The sequence below is a fragment of the Bradyrhizobium sp. LeoB3 genome, assembly GCF_055456055.1.
Map to the genome: position 1 here is coordinate 20,764 of NZ_JBVBEF010000029.1, position 21,170 is coordinate 41,933.

The 21,170-nt window shown below is 63.6% G+C and carries 18 protein-coding genes; 6 read left to right on the top strand and 12 right to left on the bottom strand.

The window, feature by feature from the left end; all coding sequences use genetic code 11:
- Positions 1-13: 13 nt before the first annotated feature.
- The 3 genes from ACZXDY_RS19900 to ACZXDY_RS19910 all read left to right on the top strand — a co-directional run bounded on the left by ACZXDY_RS19900 (position 14) and on the right by ACZXDY_RS19910 (position 4,369).
- On the top strand, positions 14-1,198 hold the full coding sequence (locus tag ACZXDY_RS19900) for a pyridoxal-phosphate-dependent aminotransferase family protein (RefSeq protein ID WP_464346649.1): 1,185 nt from the start codon (positions 14-16) through the stop codon (positions 1,196-1,198).
- A gap of 196 nt (positions 1,199-1,394) precedes the next feature.
- Positions 1,395-3,509, top strand: coding sequence for a S9 family peptidase (locus ACZXDY_RS19905; RefSeq protein ID WP_464346650.1), 2,115 nt, complete (start codon positions 1,395-1,397; stop codon positions 3,507-3,509).
- Positions 3,510-3,808: 299 nt separating this feature from the next.
- Complete coding sequence (locus tag ACZXDY_RS19910; protein WP_464346651.1) at positions 3,809-4,369, top strand: flavin reductase family protein; 561 nt, start codon at positions 3,809-3,811, stop codon at positions 4,367-4,369.
- Positions 4,370-4,403: 34 nt separating this feature from the next.
- Here ACZXDY_RS19910 and ACZXDY_RS19915 read toward each other — a convergent pair whose 3' ends face one another.
- The 6 genes from ACZXDY_RS19915 to ACZXDY_RS19940 form a co-directional block, all read right to left on the bottom strand.
- A complete protein-coding gene (locus tag ACZXDY_RS19915; protein ID WP_464346652.1) occupies positions 4,404-5,846 on the bottom strand; it encodes an aldehyde dehydrogenase family protein in 1,443 nt (480 codons plus the stop codon).
- Between the two features lie 52 nt (positions 5,847-5,898).
- Complete coding sequence (locus ACZXDY_RS19920) at positions 5,899-6,618, bottom strand: ribonuclease activity regulator RraA (RefSeq protein ID WP_464346653.1); 720 nt, start codon at positions 6,616-6,618, stop codon at positions 5,899-5,901.
- A 162-nt stretch (positions 6,619-6,780) separates the two neighbouring features.
- A complete protein-coding gene (gene araD / locus ACZXDY_RS19925; RefSeq protein ID WP_464346654.1) occupies positions 6,781-8,526 on the bottom strand; it encodes an L-arabinonate dehydratase in 1,746 nt (581 codons plus the stop codon).
- Entirely contained in the window at positions 8,523-9,386 is an 864-nt protein-coding gene (locus ACZXDY_RS19930) for an ABC transporter permease (protein ID WP_464346655.1), read from the bottom strand. Before ACZXDY_RS19930 ends, araD begins: the two co-directional genes overlap by 4 nt.
- Positions 9,387-9,397: 11 nt before the next feature.
- Positions 9,398-10,162, bottom strand: coding sequence for an ABC transporter ATP-binding protein (locus ACZXDY_RS19935; RefSeq protein ID WP_464346656.1), 765 nt, complete (start codon positions 10,160-10,162; stop codon positions 9,398-9,400).
- Between the two features lie 4 nt (positions 10,163-10,166).
- Positions 10,167-11,174 carry an ABC transporter substrate-binding protein gene (locus tag ACZXDY_RS19940; protein WP_464346688.1) on the bottom strand — a complete coding sequence of 336 codons (1,008 nt, stop codon included), beginning with the start codon at positions 11,172-11,174 and terminating at the stop codon, positions 10,167-10,169.
- Positions 11,175-11,286: 112 nt separating this feature from the next.
- Here ACZXDY_RS19940 and ACZXDY_RS19945 point away from each other — a divergent pair, with 112 nt between their 5' ends.
- Together ACZXDY_RS19945 and ACZXDY_RS19950 are read left to right on the top strand one after the other, a co-directional pair.
- A complete protein-coding gene (locus ACZXDY_RS19945) occupies positions 11,287-12,006 on the top strand; it encodes a GntR family transcriptional regulator (protein ID WP_464346657.1) in 720 nt (239 codons plus the stop codon).
- 313 nt (positions 12,007-12,319) lie between these two features.
- Positions 12,320-15,448, top strand: coding sequence for a PAS domain S-box protein (locus ACZXDY_RS19950; RefSeq protein ID WP_464346658.1), 3,129 nt, complete (start codon positions 12,320-12,322; stop codon positions 15,446-15,448).
- Positions 15,449-15,530: 82 nt separating this feature from the next.
- Here ACZXDY_RS19950 and ACZXDY_RS19955 read toward each other — a convergent pair whose 3' ends face one another.
- Positions 15,531-16,178, bottom strand: a complete 648-nt coding sequence (locus ACZXDY_RS19955) for a response regulator transcription factor (protein ID WP_028162383.1) — start codon at positions 16,176-16,178, stop codon at positions 15,531-15,533.
- A 150-nt stretch (positions 16,179-16,328) separates the two neighbouring features.
- Here ACZXDY_RS19955 and ACZXDY_RS19960 point away from each other — a divergent pair, with 150 nt between their 5' ends.
- The gene (locus tag ACZXDY_RS19960) at positions 16,329-16,637 is read left to right on the top strand and encodes a hypothetical protein (RefSeq protein ID WP_464346659.1); all 309 of its coding nucleotides are present in this window, start codon (positions 16,329-16,331) and stop codon (positions 16,635-16,637) included.
- Positions 16,638-16,735: 98 nt separating this feature from the next.
- On the opposite strand, the gene ACZXDY_RS19965 is transcribed toward ACZXDY_RS19960, so the two are convergent.
- The 5 genes from ACZXDY_RS19965 to ACZXDY_RS19985 form a co-directional block, all read right to left on the bottom strand.
- Positions 16,736-17,065 (bottom strand): hypothetical protein, encoded by a 330-nt coding sequence (locus tag ACZXDY_RS19965; protein WP_028162385.1) that lies wholly within the window; start codon positions 17,063-17,065, stop codon positions 16,736-16,738.
- A 2-nt stretch (positions 17,066-17,067) separates the two neighbouring features.
- Complete coding sequence (locus tag ACZXDY_RS19970; RefSeq protein ID WP_464346660.1) at positions 17,068-17,943, bottom strand: CheR family methyltransferase; 876 nt, start codon at positions 17,941-17,943, stop codon at positions 17,068-17,070.
- Positions 17,944-17,976: 33 nt separating this feature from the next.
- Positions 17,977-18,360, bottom strand: a complete 384-nt coding sequence (locus ACZXDY_RS19975) for a response regulator (protein ID WP_464346689.1) — start codon at positions 18,358-18,360, stop codon at positions 17,977-17,979.
- A gap of 246 nt (positions 18,361-18,606) precedes the next feature.
- Positions 18,607-18,987 (bottom strand): flagellar biosynthesis repressor FlbT, encoded by a 381-nt coding sequence (flbT, locus tag ACZXDY_RS19980; RefSeq protein WP_028162388.1) that lies wholly within the window; start codon positions 18,985-18,987, stop codon positions 18,607-18,609.
- Positions 18,988-19,156: 169 nt separating this feature from the next.
- Entirely contained in the window at positions 19,157-20,737 is a 1,581-nt protein-coding gene (locus ACZXDY_RS19985) for a flagellin N-terminal helical domain-containing protein (protein WP_464346661.1), read from the bottom strand.
- Between the last annotated feature and the right edge of the window lie 433 nt (positions 20,738-21,170).

A 21,170-nucleotide genomic window follows, 5' to 3' on the forward strand; every position in this document is an offset into this window, starting at 1 on the left:
CAGGAACCGAACAATGACCGTTCGCGCGGGCCGGGAATTTCTGGCCATCCCCGGACCGACCACGATGCCCGATGAGGTGCTGCAGGCGATGCATCGCCCGGCGCTCGATATCTATTCGGCGGAGATGGTCGAACTGACCGAGAGTCTCTTGCGCGATCTCTCAAAACTGTTCGCCACCAAAGGCAAATCCTACATCTATATCGCCAACGGCCATGGCGCCTGGGAGGCGACGCTCTCCAACGTGCTGTCGCGCGGCGACAAGGTGCTGGTGCTCGAGAGCGGCCGCTTCGCCATCGGCTGGGGCCAAGCCGCGTCCGCAATGGGCGCCGAGGTCGAAGTGTTGAAGGGCGACTGGCGCCGCGCGATCCGGCCCGCGGAAGTGGAAGACCGGCTGCGGCGCGACAGGGAGCACACGATCAAGGCGATCCTCGCGGTGCAGGTCGATACCGCCTCCGGCGCCTATAACGACATCGAGGCGATCGGCAAGGCGATCGAGGCGAGCGGCCATCCGGCGCTGTTCATGGTCGATACCGTGGCTTCGCTCGGCTGCATGCCGTTCGAGATGGACGCCTGGGGCATCGACGTCGCGATGTCCGGCTCGCAGAAGGGCCTGATGACGCCGCCGGGTCTCGGCTTCGTCGCCGCGAACGCGCGCGCGCAGGAGATGCACAAGCGCGCCAATCTGCGCACGCCCTATTGGGACTGGACCGAACGCGAGGGCACCGAGCACTATCGCAAATATGCCGGCACCGCGCCGGTGCATCTGTTGTTCGCGCTGCGCAAGGCGATCGACATGCTGACGGCTGAGGGACTGCAGAACGCGCATCTGCGCCATCGCCTGCTTGCCGAAGCGGTGCGGCGTGCCGTTGCGGTATGGGCAGAGGGCCAGGTGCTCGGCTTCAACATCACCGAGGCCGCCGAGCGCTCCAACACGGTGACCACAGTCACCATGAACGGCCACGACCCGGCGGCGCTGCAGCGCTATTGCAAAGAGAAATGCGGCGTCGTGCTCGGCACCGGCATTGGCGATCTGCAGGGCCAGGCCTTCCGGATCGCCCATATGGGCCATGTGAACGCGCCGATGATCCTGGGCACACTCGGCGTGGTCGAGGTCGCGCTCAACGCGCTCGGCATTCCCCACGGCAAGGGTGGAACCGAGGCCGCGATTGAATGGCTCGGTGAAAGCGTGCGCGCCTGACCGCATCTGGCAATCCACCCATTCGAACCGATATATGTCTCGATGACATCTCGTTCCGACGGTGGTCGTCATTGCCGGGCTCGACCCGGCAATCCATCATCTTGCGAAAAACGCCTTTCTTTGATGGATGCGGGGGTCAAGCCCGCGCATGACGAGCGAACAAGACCACGGAACCGAAAGACCATACGAGGACCGAGTGGACCAATCCGCCACCAAGAAACCTGCCCACCCCGCGCCCGTCGCGCCGCGACGGCCGCACTCCTTCACCCGGCACGGAATCACCGTGTCAGACGATTACGGCTGGCTGAAGGATCCGAAATGGCAGGAGGTGCTGCGCGATCCTTCGATCCTTGATCCTGACATCAGGAGCTATCTCGAAGCCGAGAACAGCTATACCGAGAGCCTGCTCGGCCACACCGCACCGTTGCAGAAGAAGCTGGTTGCGGAGATGCGCGGGCGGATCAAGGAAGACGATTCCAGCGTCCCCTCGCCCGACGGCCCGTTCGCCTATTTCCGCAAATTCCGCGAGGGCGGACAGCACGAGATGTTCGGCCGCATGCCGCGCGACGGCGGCGAGGCGCATGTCGTGCTCGATGGCGACGAGCTGGCGAAAGCCACCGAATATTTCAGGTTCGGCGGCAGCCGGCATTCGCCCGACCACAGGCTGCATGCCTGGAGCGCCGACACCAAGGGCTCGGAATATTTCTCGATCCGGGTGCGCGACTGGGCAAGCGGCGCCGATCTCGACGACCTCGTCGAGGAGACCGATGGCGGTGTGGTCTGGAGCGCGGACGCGAAGAGCTTCTTCTACGTCAAGCTCGACGACAACCATCGCCCGATGCAGGTCTGGCGCCATCGGCTCGGCACCAAACAGGCGGACGACGTGCTGGTCTATGAAGAACAGGATTCCGGCTGGTTCACCCATCTGCATGAGAGCGCGAGCGGGCGCTTCTGCGTGATCGCGGGCGGCGACCACGAGACCTCGGAACAGCGGTTGATCGACCTCCGAAATCCCGAGGCGCCGCCGCGGCTGATCGCCCAGCGCGAAGAGGGCGTGCAATATTCGATCGTCGACCGCGGCGACGAGCTGTTCATCCTCACCAATGCCGATGACGCGATCGACTTCAAGGTGATGACGGCGCCGCTCGCCGCGCCGGAGCGCAAGAACTGGCGCGATCTGATCCCGCACCGCGAAGGCATCTACATCCTCGATCTCGAGCTTTTCTCCGGCCACATGGTGCGGCTGGAGCGGGCCAACGCGCTGCCCGCGATCGTGATCCGCGATCTCGCCACGGGCGAGGAGCATGCGATCGCCTTCGACGAGGCGGCCTATTCGCTCGACACCATGGGCTCCTACGAATTCGAGACGACGAACCTGCGCTTCTCCTATTCGTCGATGACGACACCGTCGGAAGTCTACGACTACGACATGACGAAGCGGACACGGGTGCTGCGCAAGCGCCAGGAGATTCCCTCCGGCCACGACCCGGCCGATTACGTCACCACGCGCATCATGGCGACATCGCATGACGGCGCAGAGGTCCCGGTCTCGATCCTGCACCGCAAGGATTTCGTCCGCGACGGCACAGCGCCGCTGCTGCTCTACGGCTACGGCTCCTACGGCATGGCAATGCCGGCCTCCTTCAGCACCAACCGCCTGTCGCTGGTCGACCGCGGCTTCGTCTACGCGATCGCGCATATCCGCGGCGGCGCCGACAAGGGCTGGGGCTGGTATCTCGACGGCAAGCGCGAGAAGAAGACCAACAGCTTTGATGATTTCGCGGCTTCCGCCCGCGCGCTGATCGATGCAAAATACACGAGCACTAAACGCATCGTCGGCCATGGCGGCTCGGCCGGCGGCATGCTGATGGGAGCGGTCGCGAACCGCGCCGGCGAATTGTTCGGCGGCATCGTCGCCGAAGTGCCTTTCGTCGACGTGCTCAACACCATGCTCGACGACACGCTGCCGCTGACGCCGCCGGAATGGCCGGAATGGGGCAACCCGATCGAGAGCGAGAAGGACTTTCGCACCATCCTGTCCTATTCGCCCTACGACAATGTCGCGGCGAAGGACTATCCCGCGATCCTCGCAATGGGTGGATTGACCGATCCGCGCGTCACCTATTGGGAGCCGGCGAAATGGATCGCGCGATTGCGCGCCACCATGACCGGCGGCGGGCCGGTGCTTCTCCGCACCAACATGGGCGCTGGCCACGGCGGCGCATCGGGACGCTTCAACCGGCTCGATGAAATCGCGATCGTCTATGCGTTCGCGCTGTGGGCAGTGGGATTGGCGGACGCGGCGGTGTAGATATCGTAGGGTGGGCAAGCGCAGCGTGCCCACCTTCTCTTGCACCGAGCGTGGATGGTGGGCACGCTCCGCTTTGCCCACCCTACGGGCCTGAGATGAGCCCCACTCTCTCTCCCCGCGTCGTCCCGGGCTTGACCCGGGACCCATCACCACCAAACATCGTTGTTGAACCACGCTGTAACTCCGAGTCTTCGTCACCATAACTGCCTGTGGTTATGGGTCCCGGCTCGCGCTTCGCTTGGCCGGGACGACGGCGGAGTTTGAAGCGCAAACGAGGACGACGACTGAGAGGAGGCCCCATGCCGCGCTACACCAAGACGGATTTTCCTGTCGACAACGTGCGCCGCTTTCTCGAGCCGGGGCCGATCGTGCTGGTCTCCTCCGCGCACAGGAATGAGACCAACATCATGACCATGGGCTGGCACATGATCATGGAGTTTCAGCCCTCGCTGATCGGCTGCTACATCTGGGACGCCAACCATTCCTTCGAATTGATCCGGCGCAGCAGACAGTGCGTGATCAACGTGCCAACCGTCGAGCTGGCGCCGACGGTGGTCAAGATCGGCAACAGCTCCGGGCGCGACATCGACAAGTTCGCCGAGTTTGGCCTGACGCCCAGGTCCGGCGAGCAGGTGCGCGCGCCGTTGATCGCGGAGTGTTACGCCAATTTCGAATGCCGGCTGATCGATTCAAGCCTGATCTGGAAATACAGCCTGTTCGTGCTGGAGGTGGTGAAGGCGCATGTCGCGACCTCGCCGAAATATCCGAAGACCATCCATTATCGCGGCGACGGCGAGTTCATGATCTCCGGCGAGAACACGCGGAAATATCGCAAGCTGTTCAAGCCGGAGATGTTGTAGCGGCGGGACCGAGCCCCGCCGCCCGAATGCGTTCTTACGGATTCGTATAGGCGGTCTTCACCGTCGTGTAGAACTCGGCGGCGTATTTTCCCTGCTCGCGCGGACCATAGCTCGAGCCTTTTCGGCCGCCGAACGGGACGTGATAGTCGACGCCGGCGATCGGCAGGTTGACCATCACCATGCCGGCCTCGGCGTTGCGCTTGAAGTCGCTGGCGTATTTCAGGCTCGTGGTGCAGATGCCGGCCGACAGGCCGAACTCGGTATCGTTTGCAGTCGCCAGCGCCTCCGCATAGTCGTTGACGCGAATGACGCCGGCGACCGGTCCGAAGATCTCCTCCCGCGCGATCCGCATCTTGTTGGTCACCTCGGTGAACAGCGCCGGCTGCAGATAGAAGCCCGGCGCGTCGCGCTTCAGCAGCTCGCCGCCGAACACCAGCTTCGCGCCCTCGTCCTTGCCGATCGAGAGATATTTCAGGTCCTGATCGAGCTGGTTCTGGTCGACGACCGGGCCGATGTCGGTGCCGGCCTTCAAGGCGTCGTCGACCTTGAGGCCGCCCAGACGCTCGGTGAGCGCGGCGACGAATTTGTCGTGAATGCCCTTGGTGACCATCAGGCGCGAGGCTGCCGTGCAGCGCTGGCCGGTGGAGAAGAACGCGCTGTTGACGGCACATTCGACTGCGACCTTCAGGTCGGCATCGTCGAGAATGACCAGCGGATTCTTGCCGCCCATCTCGAGCTGGAATTTCTTCATCGGTCGCGATGCCACGCAGGCCGCAGCGACCTTCTGGCCGGTTGCCACCGATCCGGTGAAGCTGATCGCCGTGACATCGGGATGTTCGAGCAGCGCGGCGCCGACCTCCGAGCCGCGGCCGATCACGAGGTTAAGCACGCCCTTGGGCAGGCCGGCACGCTGCAGGATATCGACCAGCGCCCAGGTCGAGCCCGGCACCAGGTCGGCCGGCTTGATCACGACCGTGTTGCCATAGGCGAGCGCGGGCGCGATTTTCCAGGCCGGAATCGCGATCGGGAAGTTCCAGGGCGTGATCAGGCCGACCACGCCGAGGGCCTCGCGGGTGATCTCGACGTCGATGCCAGGCCGCACGGAAGACAGCTTCTCGCCGGCCATGCGCAGGCACTCGCCGGCAAAGAACGCGAAAATCTGCCCCGCACGCGCGGCCTCGCCGATGCCCTCGGGCAGGGTCTTGCCTTCCTCGCGCGACAGCAGGCGGCCCAGTTCATCCTTGCGCGCCAGGATTTCATCCGACGCTTTCTTGAGGATGTCATAGCGGACCTGCGGCGTCGCGCGCGACCATGCCGGGAATGCCGCCTTGGCGGCCGCGACCGCGGCATCAAGCTCGGCGCGGGTGCCGCGCACGGCCTCGCCGACGATGTCGTTGGTATCGGACGGATTGACATTGGGCGAGCGCGCGCCGTCCGACATCCATTCGCCGTCGATCAGATTGTTGAACATCAGCATGGCTTTCCTCCGTCTTGATCGGGCTTGGCGCCGACCATATGCGTGAAGTGGATCAGCGCCCGTTCTTTTTCCGCCATGCCGCGAAATCGGTCAATGTCTGCGGATCAGTGGCGGGATAGAGGCCGAAGATGCCGCGCCCGCTATGGACTTCCTCGGCGACGAAATCCTCGAATGCGGTCATCTCGAAGGTTTCCTCGGCGATCTCGTCGGCGAGATGCGCGGGGATGACGATGACACCGTCACTGTCCCCGAGGATCACATCGCCGGGGAACACCGGCGCGTCGCCGCAGCCGATCGGGACGTTGATCTCGATCGCGTGGTGCAGCGTCAAATTGGTCGGCGCGCTCGGCCGGTGATGATAGGCGGGAAAGCCGAGCCTGGCGATCTCGGCGGAGTCGCGAAAGCCGCCGTCGGTGACGACGCCGGCAACGCCGCGCTTCATCAGGCGCGTCACCAGGATCGCGCCGCCTGAGGCGGCGCGCGCATCCTTTCGGCTGTCCATCACCAGCACCGCGCCGGGCGGGCAATCCTCGATCGCCTTGCGCTGCGGATGTGAACGGTCGCGGAAGACCTCGAGCTTGTTGAGGTCCTCGCGCGCCGGCATGTAGCGCAGCGTGAAGGCTTCGCCGACCATGGTCGGCTGGTCCGGGCTCAAGGGGTGGACGTCCTGGATGCACTGGATGCGGAAGCCGCGCTTGTACAGCGCGGTGGCGACGGTGGCCGTGGAGACGGTTTTCAGCTTGTTGCGGGTGGTGTCGCTGAGTTTGGACATGTGAACTGCTCCTTCGTCATTCCGGGAGAGATGCTGCGGCTCCCCCTCCCGCTTGCGGGAGAGGGCTGGGGTGAGGGTTCTCTCCACGAGTCCCCCAGCGGAGAGAGCCCTCACCCGGCGCTATGCGCCGACCTCGCCCGCAAGCGGGAGAGGTGAAAAAAGTTAATAAATCGACGGCTCATCGACCGGCTTGCCGAAGCCGGTTTCAAGAAAATCGAAATCGCAGCCTTCGTTGGCCTGCTTGATGTGGCGCGTGAACATCCAGCCATAGCCGCGCTCGTAGCGGCGCTCCGGCGGCTTCCAGGCGGCGCGGCGACGTACGAGCTCTTCCTGCGGCACATCGAGGGTGATGCTGCGGGCGGCGACGTCGAGGGTGATGAGATCACCGTTCTGCACAAGCGCGAGCGGACCGCCAATATAAGCTTCAGGCGCGACATGCAGGATGCAGGCGCCATAGCTGGTGCCGCTCATCCGCGCGTCCGAGATCCGCACCATGTCGCGCACGCCCTGCTTCACGAGCTTTGTGGGGATCGGCAGCATGCCCCATTCCGGCATGCCCGGACCGCCCTGCGGCCCCGCATTGCGCAGGATCAGCACATGATCGGCCGTCACATCCAGATCGGGATCGTCGACCGCCTTCTTCATGGAGGGGTAATCGTCGAACACCAGCGCCGGGCCGGAATGCTTCAGGAAGCGCGGATCGCAGGCGCTGGGCTTGATCACGCAGCCGTCGGGCGCGAGATTGCCCTTGAGCACCGCGAGCGCACCCTCCTTGTAGATCGGGTTGGCGACGCTGCGGATGACATCGTCGTTATGGACTTCGGCGCGGGCGATATTCTCCCCCAGCGTCTTGCCGGTCACGGTCAGGCAGTCGAGATGCAGATGATCCTTGATCTGGCTCATCAGCGCCGGCAGGCCGCCGGCGTAGAAGAAATCCTCCATCAGATAGAGATCGCCGCTCGGGCGGACATTGGCGATGACCGGCACCTCGCGGCTCGCCTTCTCGAAATCGTCGAGGGAGATGTCCTGGCCGGCGCGGCGGGCCTGCGCGATCAGATGGATGATCGCGTTGGTCGAGCAGCCCATCGCCATCGCCACCGTGATCGCGTTCTCGAACGCCTTCCGGGTCTGGATCTGTTGCGGGGTCAGATCCTCCCAGACCATCTCGACGACGCGGCGGCCGCATTCGGCGGCCATGCGGATATGACCGGCATCCGCGGCCGGAATCGAGGAGGCACCCGGCAGCGTCATGCCGATGGATTCGGCGATCGCGGTCATGGTGGAGGCGGTGCCCATGGTCATGCAGGTGCCGTAGCTGCGGGCAATGCCGGCTTCCATGTCGACCCAGTCATCATCGGAAATCTTGCCGGCACGCCGCTCATCCCAATATTTCCAGGCGTCCGATCCCGAGCCCAGCGTGCGGCCCTTCCAGTTGCCGCGCAGCATCGGACCGGCCGGCAGATAGATCGTGGGCAGGTTCATGGAGGTGGCGGCGAGCAACAGCGCCGGCGTGGTCTTGTCGCAGCCGCCCATCAGCACGACGCCGTCGACCGGATGGCCGCGCAGCAATTCTTCCGCGTCCATCGCCAGCATGTTGCGATAGAGCATGGTGGTCGGCTTCAGGAACGATTCCGACAGCGACAGCGCCGGCAGTTCCATCGGAAAGCCGCCGGCCATCAACACGCCGCGCTTGACGTCGTCGACGCGGCTCTTGAAATGCATGTGACACGGCTGGGCGTCCGACCAGGTGTTGATGATCGCAATCACCGGCCGGTCCTTCCACTCCTCCGGCGCGTAGCCCATCTGCATGGCGCGCGAGCGGTGGCCGAAGGCCCTGAGATCATCGGGCGCGAACCAGCGCGCGCTGCGGAGTTGGTCGGGGCGCTTCTTCTTGCTTTTGTCGCTCATGTCTGGGTGCCCCACTTCTGGACCGTGTTCCGCTCGATGGTGCGGAAGATCAGGTTTTCGACGATCAGGCCGATGATGATCACCGTCAATAATCCGGCGAACACGGCGGGAATGTCGAGCAGGTTGCGGTTCTCAAAGATGTACCAGCCGAGCCCGCCCTGTCCCGACGACACGCCGAACACCAGTTCGGCGGCGATCAACGTGCGCCAGGCAAAGGCCCAACCGATCTTCAGCCCGGTCAGGATCGAACTGAAGGCCGCGGGGATCAGGATGCGCGCCACATAGGGTAGTCCGCGCAGGCCATAATTGCGGCCGACCATGCGCAGCGTGTTGGACACGCCCTTGAAACCGGCATGGGTGTTGAGCGCCACCGGCCAGAGAACGGAATGAATCAGCACGAACACAAGACTGCCATTGCCAAGCCCGAACCAGATCAGTGCAAGCGGCAAGAGCGCAATCGCCGGCAACGGGTTGAACATCGCCGTGATCGTCTCGAGGAAATCCGTGCCGATGCGGGTCGAGATCGCAAGGATGGTCAAGATCGAGGCCAGGGCGATGCCGGCGGAATAACCCATGAACAGTACTTTTAGCGACGCCCAGGCCCGCATCGGGATGGTGCCGTCGCGCACCTTCTCGAACATGGTGACGACGGTGTCATGGAAGGTCGGGAACAACAGGGGATTGTCGAGCCACAGACCGTAAGCTTCCCACGCTGCCGCCAGGAAGACAATGATGAGCCCCTTGCGCACAAAGCCGTCGTCCCAGAGCAGCTCCCACACACTCAGCTTGCGCTCGACCTCGCCTGCGGCCGGCGCGGCCACTGCATTGCTCTCGCGCAGCAGGATCGTTGCTTCTCCCATCGCGCCTCTCCTCAGTGTGCGGTTGCCGGCTCAGCGAACAGCAGATCGTGTATCTGCTTCTCCAGCCGTGCAGCGCTGCCGTCTTCGCTGGAGACGCGGTCGACGCCGGCGACTTCGGCCTTCACCCGCCCCGGATGCGGCGACAGCAGCAGGATGCGGTTGCCGATCTTGATAGCTTCCGCGATTGAATGGGTGACGAACAGCACGGTGAACTTGGTCTCGGACCAGAGCTGCAGCAATTCGTCCTGGCAAGTCCGGCGCGTCAGCGCGTCCAGCGCCGCGAACGGCTCGTCCATCAGCAGAATGTCCGGCTCCATCGCCATGCCGCGGGCGATCGCGACGCGTTGCTTCATGCCGCCAGACAGCGTATGCGGATAGCTATCGACCACGCGGGTCAGCCCGACCTTCTCGATATAGGCCCGAGCCTTCTCCTCGGCTTTCTTGCGAGGCAGCCGCCGCGCGGACAGGAGCGGAAACATCACGTTCTCCAGCACGGTTTTCCACGGCAGGAGTTGATCGAACTCCTGGAAGATCATCATCCGATCGGCGCCCGGCTCGACGATCTCGCGGCCATCAATCCGCATCTTGCCCTCGCTGGGCCGCAAGTAGCCGCCGACCGCCTTCAGCAGCGTGGATTTGCCGCAGCCGGACGGCCCGAGCAGCACGAAGCGATCGGAGCGATCAACCTTGAAGGAGACGCGTTCGGTCGCTGTGATGACCGCGTTCGACGTCTTGTAGCGCAGCGTCACATCGGAGACGTCAAGGAGCGGCGCCATGGGATCAACTGCCCTTCAGGTCATGCGCGACCGGCAGGTAATAGTCGGTCCACGCCTTGGGCTGCGTCTTCAGCGTGCCCGCCTTGAAGAGATGGTTGGCGAATTTCATGGTGCCCTGCGGCTCCAGATTCCACTCCATCATGCCGGGCTCCTTCAGCCAGGCCAGCAGATCTTCAACTGAAGTCTTGTCGCCAGTGATCTCCTTGTAGATTTCGACCGCGAGCTTGGGATCGCTTCGGATCAGGTCATGCGCTTCCTTGGTCGCCAGCCGCACGGCCTGGATGATTTTTGGATTGGCGTCGGCGAATTTCGTCGTGGTGAAGAATTGCGCCTGGCTAAGCGGGCCACCCATCACGTCAGGCGAGTTCAGCACGACATGCGCGCCCGGCACATTCTTCAGCTCAAGGAAGGTGTAGGGAGGGATCGAGAAATGACTGCGCACCTCATGCTGCGGATTGGACATTGCGGCATAGGCATCGGGGTGGCCGAGCTGCACGGTGTTGGAATCGAGCTTCGACCATTGATCCGAGCCGAACAACTCGCCGGCCGCGATCTGCAGCACGATGGCCTGCGTCGAGACCTTCACGGTCGGCAACGCGATTTTATCGTTCGGCCCAAAATCCTTCAGCGACTTGATGTTGGGATCGCGGCTGATCAGCGTCATCGGCTGCGCGGAAGTGGCGACGATGCCTTTCACGCCGCCGCGGGTCCGATCCCACAGCAGCAAGAGATTGCCGGTGCCGGTTTTGAGGATGTCGACGCCGCCCGCAAGCAGCGCATCGGTCTGCGCGCCGCCGCTGGAGAATGTCAGCCATTTGGTGGTGATGCCGGGCACGCCAAGCGCTGCGGCATGTTTCTCGATCAGCTTCTGCTTCTCGATAATGTGGCTCGGAATATAGAAAATACCCGGCTGCCGCGACAAGGCGATTTCCGTCTTTTGCTGCGCCAGTGCCGCCGGTCCCTGCAGCAAACCAAACGCCACGGCGGCGCCCGCAAGCGTCCGCCACATCATCCTGTTCATTACGCGCTTCCTCTCAGGGTTGCGGATTGACCACCCCTGCGGAAATGCACTAATGTATTAGTGCATCGTTGGCAAGCCTCTCGCGGGCGTAACGGCAATTCAAATGGATCCACCGGTCATCGGCCAGCGTCGTGTCGTCCCGCGATCGAGCGGGCTGCTCGATCGCGACCGTCAGGCGGCGCCGCAAGTGTTTGAGCGCCTGCGCGGCATGATCATCGCGCTGGAACTGCCGCCGGGCTCACCGCTGTCGCGCGCCGCGCTGGCAGAACAGTTCGGGGTGTCCTCGACGCCTATCCGCGACGCGCTGAAGCGGCTCGAGGAGGAAGGTCTCGTCGAGGTGTTCCCGCAATATGCGACGGTCGTCAGCCGGATCGACCTGCGCCGCGCGCAGCAGGCACATTTCCTGCGGCAGGCAGTCGAGCTGGAGATCGTGCGCGTGCTCGCGCTGCAACCGGACGAGGCGCTCGTCGCCGAGCTCAACTCCACCATCGCGCGGCAACAGCAGTTCGCAAAGGCCGGCGCGTTCGAGAAATTCATGGCCGCCGACAACGAGTTCCACGCGCAGCTATACGAGGCCGCCGACAAGCAGGAAATCTGGACCCTCATGCGCAGCCGCAGCGGCCATATCGACAGGTTGCGCCGGCTGCATCTGCCCTCGCCCGGCAAGGCGCAGGATATCGTCCGCCATCACAAGCTGATCGCCAAGGCTATCGCCGGCGGCGAGCCGGAGGAAGCGCAAAAACATCTGCGAACCCATTTGTCGGGGACGCTGAGCGAGCTCGCGCAGATCCGGGCGCGGCATCCGCACTATTTCAACGACTAGAGCTTCGGTTCTGATGGAATCAGAACCGAAGCTCCAGGTTTTTGTTTTGACGCGTTTTCTTCACGCGAACCGGTGGTCACTTCGCTCGAAAACGCTCTAATGCGCGGCGCGCAGGCATCGAACTGACTTTTCTTCGAATTGTCATCCCGCTTCGGCTCTTTGTATGAGCATGATCTCCGCGCAAACGCTTTTGCGTTTGTCGCGAGCGAAAAACCGGTTTCCACTTTTCCGGATCATGCTCTAGCATCGGTCGCCCGGGCCATGGCGACACCCCGTCGCCTGGTCCGGACAGAGGAAGGCCGCGACCGCACAGATGACGCTCACAACCAGACTCGCCATCGCCATGATTGCGCTGGTTGCGATCACAGTGGGCGCGGTCGCGTGGCTGAGCCATCGCAGCCTGGAACAGGAGATCGTGCCGCGTGTGCTCGATCGGATCGAGGCGCATTCGCGCTTCGTCGCGGGCGACCTGGCCACCTATACCGACAGCGCGCGCGCCGACATCGTGATCTTTCGCGATTTTGCCGCGGTGATCGGAATGATGCGGGCCCGTCTCAATGATGGAACGGATCCGGTCGATCATGTCGGCGAGGCAGTGTGGCGCGAGCGGCTGGAAGGCCGCCTCGCCGCGCAGCTTGCGATCAAGCCGGCTTACGCGCAGCTGCGCTATATCGGCGTTGCCGATGGCGGGCACGAGATCGTCCGCGTCGACCGTTCGGGGCCGCATGGCGCCGTTCGCGCCGTGCCGGAAGCAGAGCTGCCGCGCGCCGGCGACGCGCCCTATGTCCGCGACACGCTCGCGCTTGGCGTCGGCGGAATCTATGTCTCGCCGGTCGAACTGGATAAGGACGCCGGCGCGGCGCAGCCGGCGCCGATCCTGCGGGTGGCGACGACGGTGCCGGCGGCCGACGGCAAGCCGTTCGGGATCATCCTGATCGAGATCGACATGCGCAGCGAGTTGGACCGCGCGCGAAACTCGGTACGGCAGGGCGAAACGGCCTATGTGGTCGACGGCAGAGGCAACTACCTCGTCCATCCCGACCGCACGCGCGAATTCGGCGGGCAGACAGGATCGGGAGCCGACTGGCGGCGCGACTTCCCCTATCTGGCGTCGGCGCAGGGGACCACGCAGGGCTTCTCGCGCATGGTCGAAGGCGCGGGCGGACGGCCGAACGGCGTCGCGCTGGCGCCCGCGCTGCTGGTCGACAATCAATGGATCGCGGTGATCGAGACGGTTCCGAACGCGGTGTTCATGGCGCCGGCGGCGACGATCCGCAACAGCTCGATCGTGGTCGGCCTGCTCGCCGTGCTGGCCGCGGCGGGACTGGCGATCCTGATCGCGAGATCGCTGATGCGGCCGATCCGGCAATTGACGGCGGCGGTCGAGAGCGTCGCACAGAAGGGCACCGACGCCATTCCGGTCGACGCGCCGGGCGAGACCGGCGTGCTGGCGCGCGCCTTCGTGCGCGTGATCAGTGAGGTGAATGCCAAGACGGTTGCGCTCGAGCGCGAGGTGGTCGAACATCTGCGGACCGAAGCCGCGCGCGACCGCCTCGCCGGGCGCGAGCGCCTGTTCAGCGCCGCGGTCGAATCCGCCAACGACGCCGTCATCACGGAGTCGCTGGACGGCATCGTCACCGGCTGGAATCCGGCCGCGGAGCGCCTGTTCGGCTACACCGCGACTGAGGCGGTGGGCCGGCACATCTCGCTGATCGTGCCGCCCGACCGCGCCGCGGAGACCGACGACGTGCTGCGCCGGATCGGCTGTGGCGAGGCGATCGCGAACAACGAGACCGTGCGCCTGCGCAAGGACGGCACGCCGGTCGAGGTCTCGCTCTCGATCTCGCCGATCAAGTCGGCATCCGGCGCCATCATCGGCATCTGCAAGACCGCGCGCGACATGACCGAAAGCCGCAAGGCGCAGGAAAATTTGCTCGAGAGCGAGCAACTGGCGCGCGGCATCATCAACAGCGCGCTCGATGCCTTCGTGCAGATCGATCAGAAGGGCATCATTCGCTACTGGAATCCGCAAGCCGAGAGCCTGTTTGGATGGCCCCGCGACGAGGCGCTCGGCAAGAACGTGTTCGAGCTGCTCGGGCGGCCGGACGGCCCGCTCAAGGCAGCGCTGGGGGCCTTCCTGCACTCAGGCGGCGTCCAGTTGCAACAACCGCGCCGCGAGGTGCAGGCGCGGCGGCGCGACGGCACCGAGTTCACCGCGGAACTGAGCATCGCCGCGCTGAAGACCCGCGACGGTTTCGTGTTCAATGGCTTCGTCCGCGATCTCACCGACAAGATCGCCGCCGAAGAGCGCATGAGGCAGGCCGAGAAGATGGAGGCCGTCGGCCAGCTCACCGGCGGCATCGCGCATGACTTCAACAACATCCTGACCGTCATCACCGGCACGATCGAGATCCTGGCCGACGCGGTGAAGACCGAGCCGCAGCTTGCCGCGATCACCAAGATGATCGACGAGGCGGCCGCGCGCGGCGCCGAACTCACGCAGCATCTCCTTGCATTCGCCCGCAAGCAGCCGCTCGACCCGCGCGAGATCGACGTCAATCTCCTGATCGTCGAGACCACCAAGCTCTTGCAGCGAACGCTCGGCGAGCATGTCGAAATCGAGTCGATCTTCGAGGACGAGACCTGCCTTGCCATCGTCGATCCCAACCAGCTCGTTACCGCGATCCTCAACCTCGCGCTCAACGCCCGCGATGCGATGCCTGATGGCGGCAAGCTCGTGCTCGAGACGGGAACCGTGTTCCTCGACGAAACCTACGCGAGACTGCAGGGCGATGTGCGGCCGGGGCGCTATCCGATGATCGCGGTGAGCGACACCGGCACCGGAATTCCCTCCGACATCATCGACAAGGTGTTCAATCCGTTCTTCACCTCGAAGGGCCCCGGCAAGGGCACCGGGCTCGGCCTCAGCATGGTCTATGGCTTCATCAAGCAGTCGGCGGGGCACATCAAGATCTACAGCGAGGAAGGCCACGGCACCACGGTCAAGATGTACTTGCCGCCTGCGACCAGCGCCACGGCCACGATCGAGCCGACGCTCACGGCGAAACTGCAGGGCGGCAACGAAACCATCCTCGTCGTCGAGGACGACAAGCTGGTGCGCGACTATGTGCTGACGCAATTGCACTCGCTCGGCTATGTCACGCTGGATGCCGCAAACGCTGCCGACGCGCTCGCCATCGCCCGCGCCGGCAAACCGTTCGACCTCTTGTTCACCGACGTGATCATGCCCGGCATGAACGGTCGCCAGCTAGCGGAAGAGATCCACAAGCTGAAGCCCGACGTGAAGGTGCTGTTCACCTCGGGCTACACCGAGAATGCCATCATCCATCACGGCCGGCTCGACGAAGGCGTGCTGTTGCTGGCGAAACCCTATCGCAAGTCGGACATGGCCATCATGATCCGCAAGGCGCTGGCTGGATAGCGACGCAATCGATTGCATCAGACGTCGCAATTAGCCCGCGCAACAAAGACGATGTCGTCCCGGCCTTGAGCCGGGACGACGGCTAGGCCGAGCGCTGCTGTTGCTGCTGCGCGGTCATGACGATGCGCACGAGGTCGGCGGCGTTCCTGGCGCCGAGCTTCTTCATGATGTTGGCGCGGTGATCCTCGATCGTGCGCGGGCTGATGCCGAGGTGACGTCCCGCTTCCTTGTTGGAAGCGCCCGCCGTGAATTGTTCCAGCACCTCGCGCTCACGCCGCGTCAATGGCTCGCGTCCCGGGAAATGCAGCGTCGCTATCTGCGATGCGGAACTGTCGGCCTGGCGCCGCGTATAGGCGCCGATCGCCTCGTCGAGGCGAGCGACGATCTCGCTGCCACGGAACGGCTTCTCGATGAAGTCGAGCGCGCCGTTCTTGATGGCGCTGACGGCCATCGCGATGTCGCCCTGTCCCGAGATCATGAAGATCGGCGCCGGATACTCCTCGCCGTGCAGTTCCTTGAGAATGTCGAGGCCGGATTTGCCGGGGATGTGGACGTCGAGCAGGATGCAGGCCGGCGTCCTGGTTCGCGCCACCGACAGCAGCGCGGCGCCGTCGGCAAAACAGATCACCTGATAGCCGGCTGCGGACAGCACCATCGAAAGCGTGTCGCGGACGGCGGGATCGTCATCGACTACGAAAATCTCCCCGCGGGAGGGGGCACTCTCAGCCATAGGTCATTCCGTCCCTACTGGTGAAACCGGCAACCGAAACAATGGCTCCGACCGACATCGCATCGCATTGGCCCGTATTTGTACGGGACGACGGCTTAACGCACAAGTAGCACCGCGGTCCCTAAAGATAGGCTCCCGTGGAGAATGCGCATGCAGAAAGCTGCAGGAAACAATATCGCCGCCAAGGCCGTCGATGGAAACGACGCCTATGAATCGATCGTCTCGGACCTGATGTGCCTGATCGGGCAGGTGCAGGCGAGCCTGTCGCGGATCGAGAACGCAATCGTCTGCGAGACCTCGCTTGCTTCCATGGAAGCCGACGCCGACATTTTCGTGCTTGATGACGTCACGCCCCGCTATGCCGTAGCGGGAGCGGCGCTGAAGGCATGCGACGCCGGCCTCGGCGCGGCCCTCGAGTTCCTGCTCGAGGCCAAGGCAATGAAGCACCAGCTAAACTAGAGCATGATCCGGAAAAGTGGAAACCGGTTTTCCGAAAAAGATCATGCTCAAACAAAGAGCTAAAGCTGGATGACGATTCGAGGAAAAGTTATCGCGCTTTAGCCGGCCGTCTTGGGGCTTTCAGTTCCCGACGCCGCGGCGAGGCGCTTTCTCACAGGCTTGCCCCGGATGAACTGGATGTCGATCTCGGTGCCGTTGACGCGGACCAGTTCGCAGCGGCGGTAGGCAAGCCCGGTCGAGGACAGCAGCAGGAAGAATTCCTTAAGGTTGAGGCCCTGGATGGAGCCTTCGACGTTCAGGGCCGCGTCATTCTCGGAGATGGCGTTGAGCACGCAATTGCGCCGCCAGGTTCCATCGATGGCCATGATGCACACCTCATAGCCGCGACTGAATGTCACTCGCTCCGCTGCCCTGCTGGTCTCCTTCATCGTCAGCGTCCTCCGATCGCGGCCATCCTGAGCATTGCGGCAGTCGCCATCGGGGCGACCGCGGGACGGGTGCCGGTCGGCCGATAGAGGCCGCGCTTTTCAGGACAGGGTTTGAAGACGTCGGTCAGGCCGACGACGGTTTCGGCCGCGCCGAGCACCAGGAAACCATCTCCTTCGAGCGACCTGGTGAGGCGGTTGAAGATGTTGATCTTGGTGTCCTGGTCGAAATAGATCAGGACGTTGCGGCAGAAAATGACGTCGAAAGTGCCGAGCTGCGCGAAGTCATGCAGCAGGTTGAGCTGCCGGTGCTGCACCATCGCGCGGATGTCGGCGTTGAGCTGCCAGAGCTCGCCGTTCTGCTTGAAATACTTCACCAGCAATTGGATCGGCAGGCCACGCTGAACCTCGAACTGGCTGTAGATTCCGGCCTTGGATTTCTCCAGCACATCCTGCGACAGATCGGTCGCGAGGATCTCGGTGCGCCAGCCCGCAAGCTGCGCGCTCATCTCCTTCAGGCACATCGCGAGCGAATAGGGCTCCTGCCCGGTCGAGCCGGCGGCGCACCAGATCCGGATCGTCCTGCGGCCCGCCCGCGCCTTCAACAGCTCCGGGATGATCGTATCGCGGAAATGATCGAACGGCGCCTTGTCGCGGAAGAAGAAGGTCTCGTTGGTGGTCATGGCCTCGACCACCTGCGCGATGTGGCGAGCCGATCCGCCCTTCATCTTCTGCACGAGATCGTCGATGCCGGAGAGGCCGCATTTGCGCGACAGCGGCAGCAGGCGGCTTTCGATCAGATATTGCTTGTCCGCGGACAGGTCGAGACCGGAATGGTCCTTGAGCAATTTGCGCAGATACTCGTAGTCGGAAGCGTTCACGATGGCCTCTTGGCGCAAGGGATTTTCGAATGATCAGGCGGGCATCGAGGCCGCACAGAGGCCGACTTCGTGGAACTTGGCGGCGATGATGTCCTTGTCGAACGGCTTCATGATGTATTCGTCGGCGCCCGCCTCAAGCGCGCGCGAGATGTGATCCATGTTGTTCTCGGTCGTGCAGAACACGACCTTGGGCAGGTCGCCGCCGGGCAGCCGGCGCAGATGGAGCAGGAATTCATGGCCGTCCATCACCGGCATGTTCCAGTCGAGCAGCACCGCTGTGGGCATGGCACGACGACAGGCGTCCAGTGCCCGCTCACCGTTCTCGGCCTCGATGATCTGGAAATTGAGTTCTTCCAGGAAGCGGCGCGCGATTTTCCGCACCACGCTGGAATCATCGACGACAAGGCAGGTCCGCACCTGCTCGCCGACACGGGGATCGTCCATCTGAATTCGCCTCTCGATTGTTCTTGTAGATGCTGATCAATCGATAGGCCTTGGCGGGCTCACAACCACTTAATTTTACCGTCCGTGCGAATACGGATGGCATGTTGATACCGTGCGGCAGGGAACCGCCGGAGGCGCGTCATCGACGGCTGTCGCGCGCCCAGACACGAAGACAATGAATTCGCTGGAGTTTTCGCGTGTGAGGCGGAGCCGGCAGGCTCAGGCCGCGGCGCGCTGCTGCTCGCGCTGCATCAGCTTGCGGATTTCCTTGAGCGCCTTGTAAAGCGCGCCATCCGCGACATGACGGTTAACCAGATCGAGCGCCTCGCGCGTGCTGGCATCGGCCTCCCGCAGCTCCTTGACGAAGCCCAGATAGGCGGTCCGATAACGCTGGACCTCGTTCTTCAGATACATGGTCTGGACGCAGTGATAGAGCCGCCTCGCCGGGGTGTTGGCGGTCTCCGCGGTCACGGTGTCACGTTCGCGCAGGATCGGCGCTTCGCCGTCGATCAGGAAGGACGTGCGGGTGCCGGAATTGATCAGCACGGTCTCGCCGATGACGATCCGTTCAAACGGCTTCAGCTCGACGCGTAACGGCATGATCGTCTCCTTTTCTAGGCAACGGCGCGGGCGCTTGCTCGCCCTCGATCTTCGAAATCTTCGTCGCGCAAACCGGCAGCAGGTGGGCCGCCATCCGGTCTCGCAATTCGTCAGTCCGAAAGCGGCGGAGTTGCCTCCGCCGCTTCCTTGTTCGGGTTCGTCGCAGCGCTCAGCGGAGGAGCTGGAGCACGCTCTGTTGGCTCTGGTTGGCGAGCGCCAGCGCGGACACCGCGATCGACTGGCGGGTCGACAGCGCCTGGCTGTTGGCCGCTTCCTCGTTGGTGTCGGCCAGCGTCAGGTTGGACGAGCCGGTCTGCAGCACGTTGATCAGGTTCTTGGAGAAGTCCTGGCGGATCTGCACGATCGACAGGTTCGAACCGAAGGCCGACGCCTGCGAACGCAGCGTGCTCGAGGCGTTGTTCAGCGAAGTGAGAACCGTCTGGGTGGTGTCGTTGTCGATGAAGTCGGTCCCGGCAGTCAACGACGCCAGGCCGAGACCGGCCGGATCGTCGGTCACGCCGTTGATCGTCAGCGTCGACTTGCCGGTTTCGTTGAACACCAGCTTGAGCTGATCGCCGTTCAGCAGATTGATGCCGTTGAAGGACGCATCCTGCGCGGTCGTCTTGATCTGATCGATCACCGTATTGTACTGGCGGACCAGATCGGCGCGGGTGTTCTGCGCGTTGACGTCCTTGACAGGCGCGGTCGTGGTGAGAGCCCCGAGCAGAGTGCCGGCACCCGTGGCGCTGCCGGTGAGCTTGCCGGTCAGATCGATCGACGCATCGTCGTTCGCGGTCGTGATGGTCAGCTTGCCATCGCTGGAGAGCGAAGCCGACAGGTTGCTGTCTGCGAGCTTCTTGTTCAGATCGTCAAGGGTGTTCACCGCACCGGCGCCGGTTCCGATGGTGATGGTCTGAGCCGCCTTGGTGCCGATCGCAGCGATATTGAGGACCTGGCCATCGGTGGCATCGGCCGGCCTCGTCGTACCTGCTGAGAGGCCGAGCTTGGCGAGGACGGTGCTGGACCCACCAAGGGTGATGTTGTTGGACTTGTCAGTGGCGGCGTTGTTGATGGTCAGTTGGTTCGTGGCGATCGACGTGGTGCCACCAGTGATACCGTTGATTGCGGCAGTAACATCCGCCACGGTCGTGTCGGTGCTGCCTGCGCCCCACGTCAGGTTGATCGTGACGTTGCCGTTGGCGTCCGTGCTCGAGGCGGCGGTGGCGCTGGTGCCGCCCGTCGCAAACGTGATCGTCTTGCCGTTGATCGTGAACGAGTCACCGTTGGCAAATCCAGCCGCGGTGGTGGTTGTAGCGGCGGTGAGGCCACCACCAACCGCAGTGCCCGTCACAGTCGCGGCCGTATCGCCATCGCCGAGCAGGTTCGTGGCGGTCGCGCCGGTGATGGCCGCCGACGTGGCAGTCGACTTGGACGAATAGCCTGAGGTCGCCTGCAGCGCCTGGTTGGCGATCGACTTGGCGCTGTCGACCAGCTTCTGCAGCGAGGTGATGCCGGTGTTGGCTGCCTGCAGCACCTGCACGCCATTGCCGATGCCATCGAGCAGGTTGTTGATGTCGCTTGCGCGGTTGTCGAGCGAGGCGGCGGTGAAATAGTTGGTGGGATTGTCGAGGGCCGAGTTGACCTTCTTGCCGGTCGAAAGGTGGCTCTGCGTGGTGGCGAGCAGATCAGCGGTCGACTGCAGCGAGAGCAGGTTCTGGCGAACCGAAGCCGAGAGAATAATGCCGGACATAGTTTGATACCCTTCTGGATGAACACACGATTGACGCAGCCGCCGGAAACTTCACTCCGGCGACCGTGCCACACTGTTCCGGCGGCGCTACCCGTTCGTTAAATCGCTCCTCAGTACAAATACCCAGAAACTCCGCGCGCGGACGCATTTCTCAGTAGTTCTACTGAGATGATCGCAAGTGTGAACGCGCAGATCGAAACAGCAGCACGCATGATGGATTGCGATCGCGGATCGCACAGCAGCAACTCTCGTCGTCGACAGACAAAGCGAGCGTGATGGATTTGGAATGTTTCGTGCTCGTCTCGTCGGAGAAGACAGCCACGTTGCGCGAACAAGTTCCTTTCGATCGTGCGTGGTATTTCGCATACACACAGCGCCGCCATTCGCACAGCCGTTTCGCCGTTAATCGCTTGTCCCACCTCGCACGAATCAG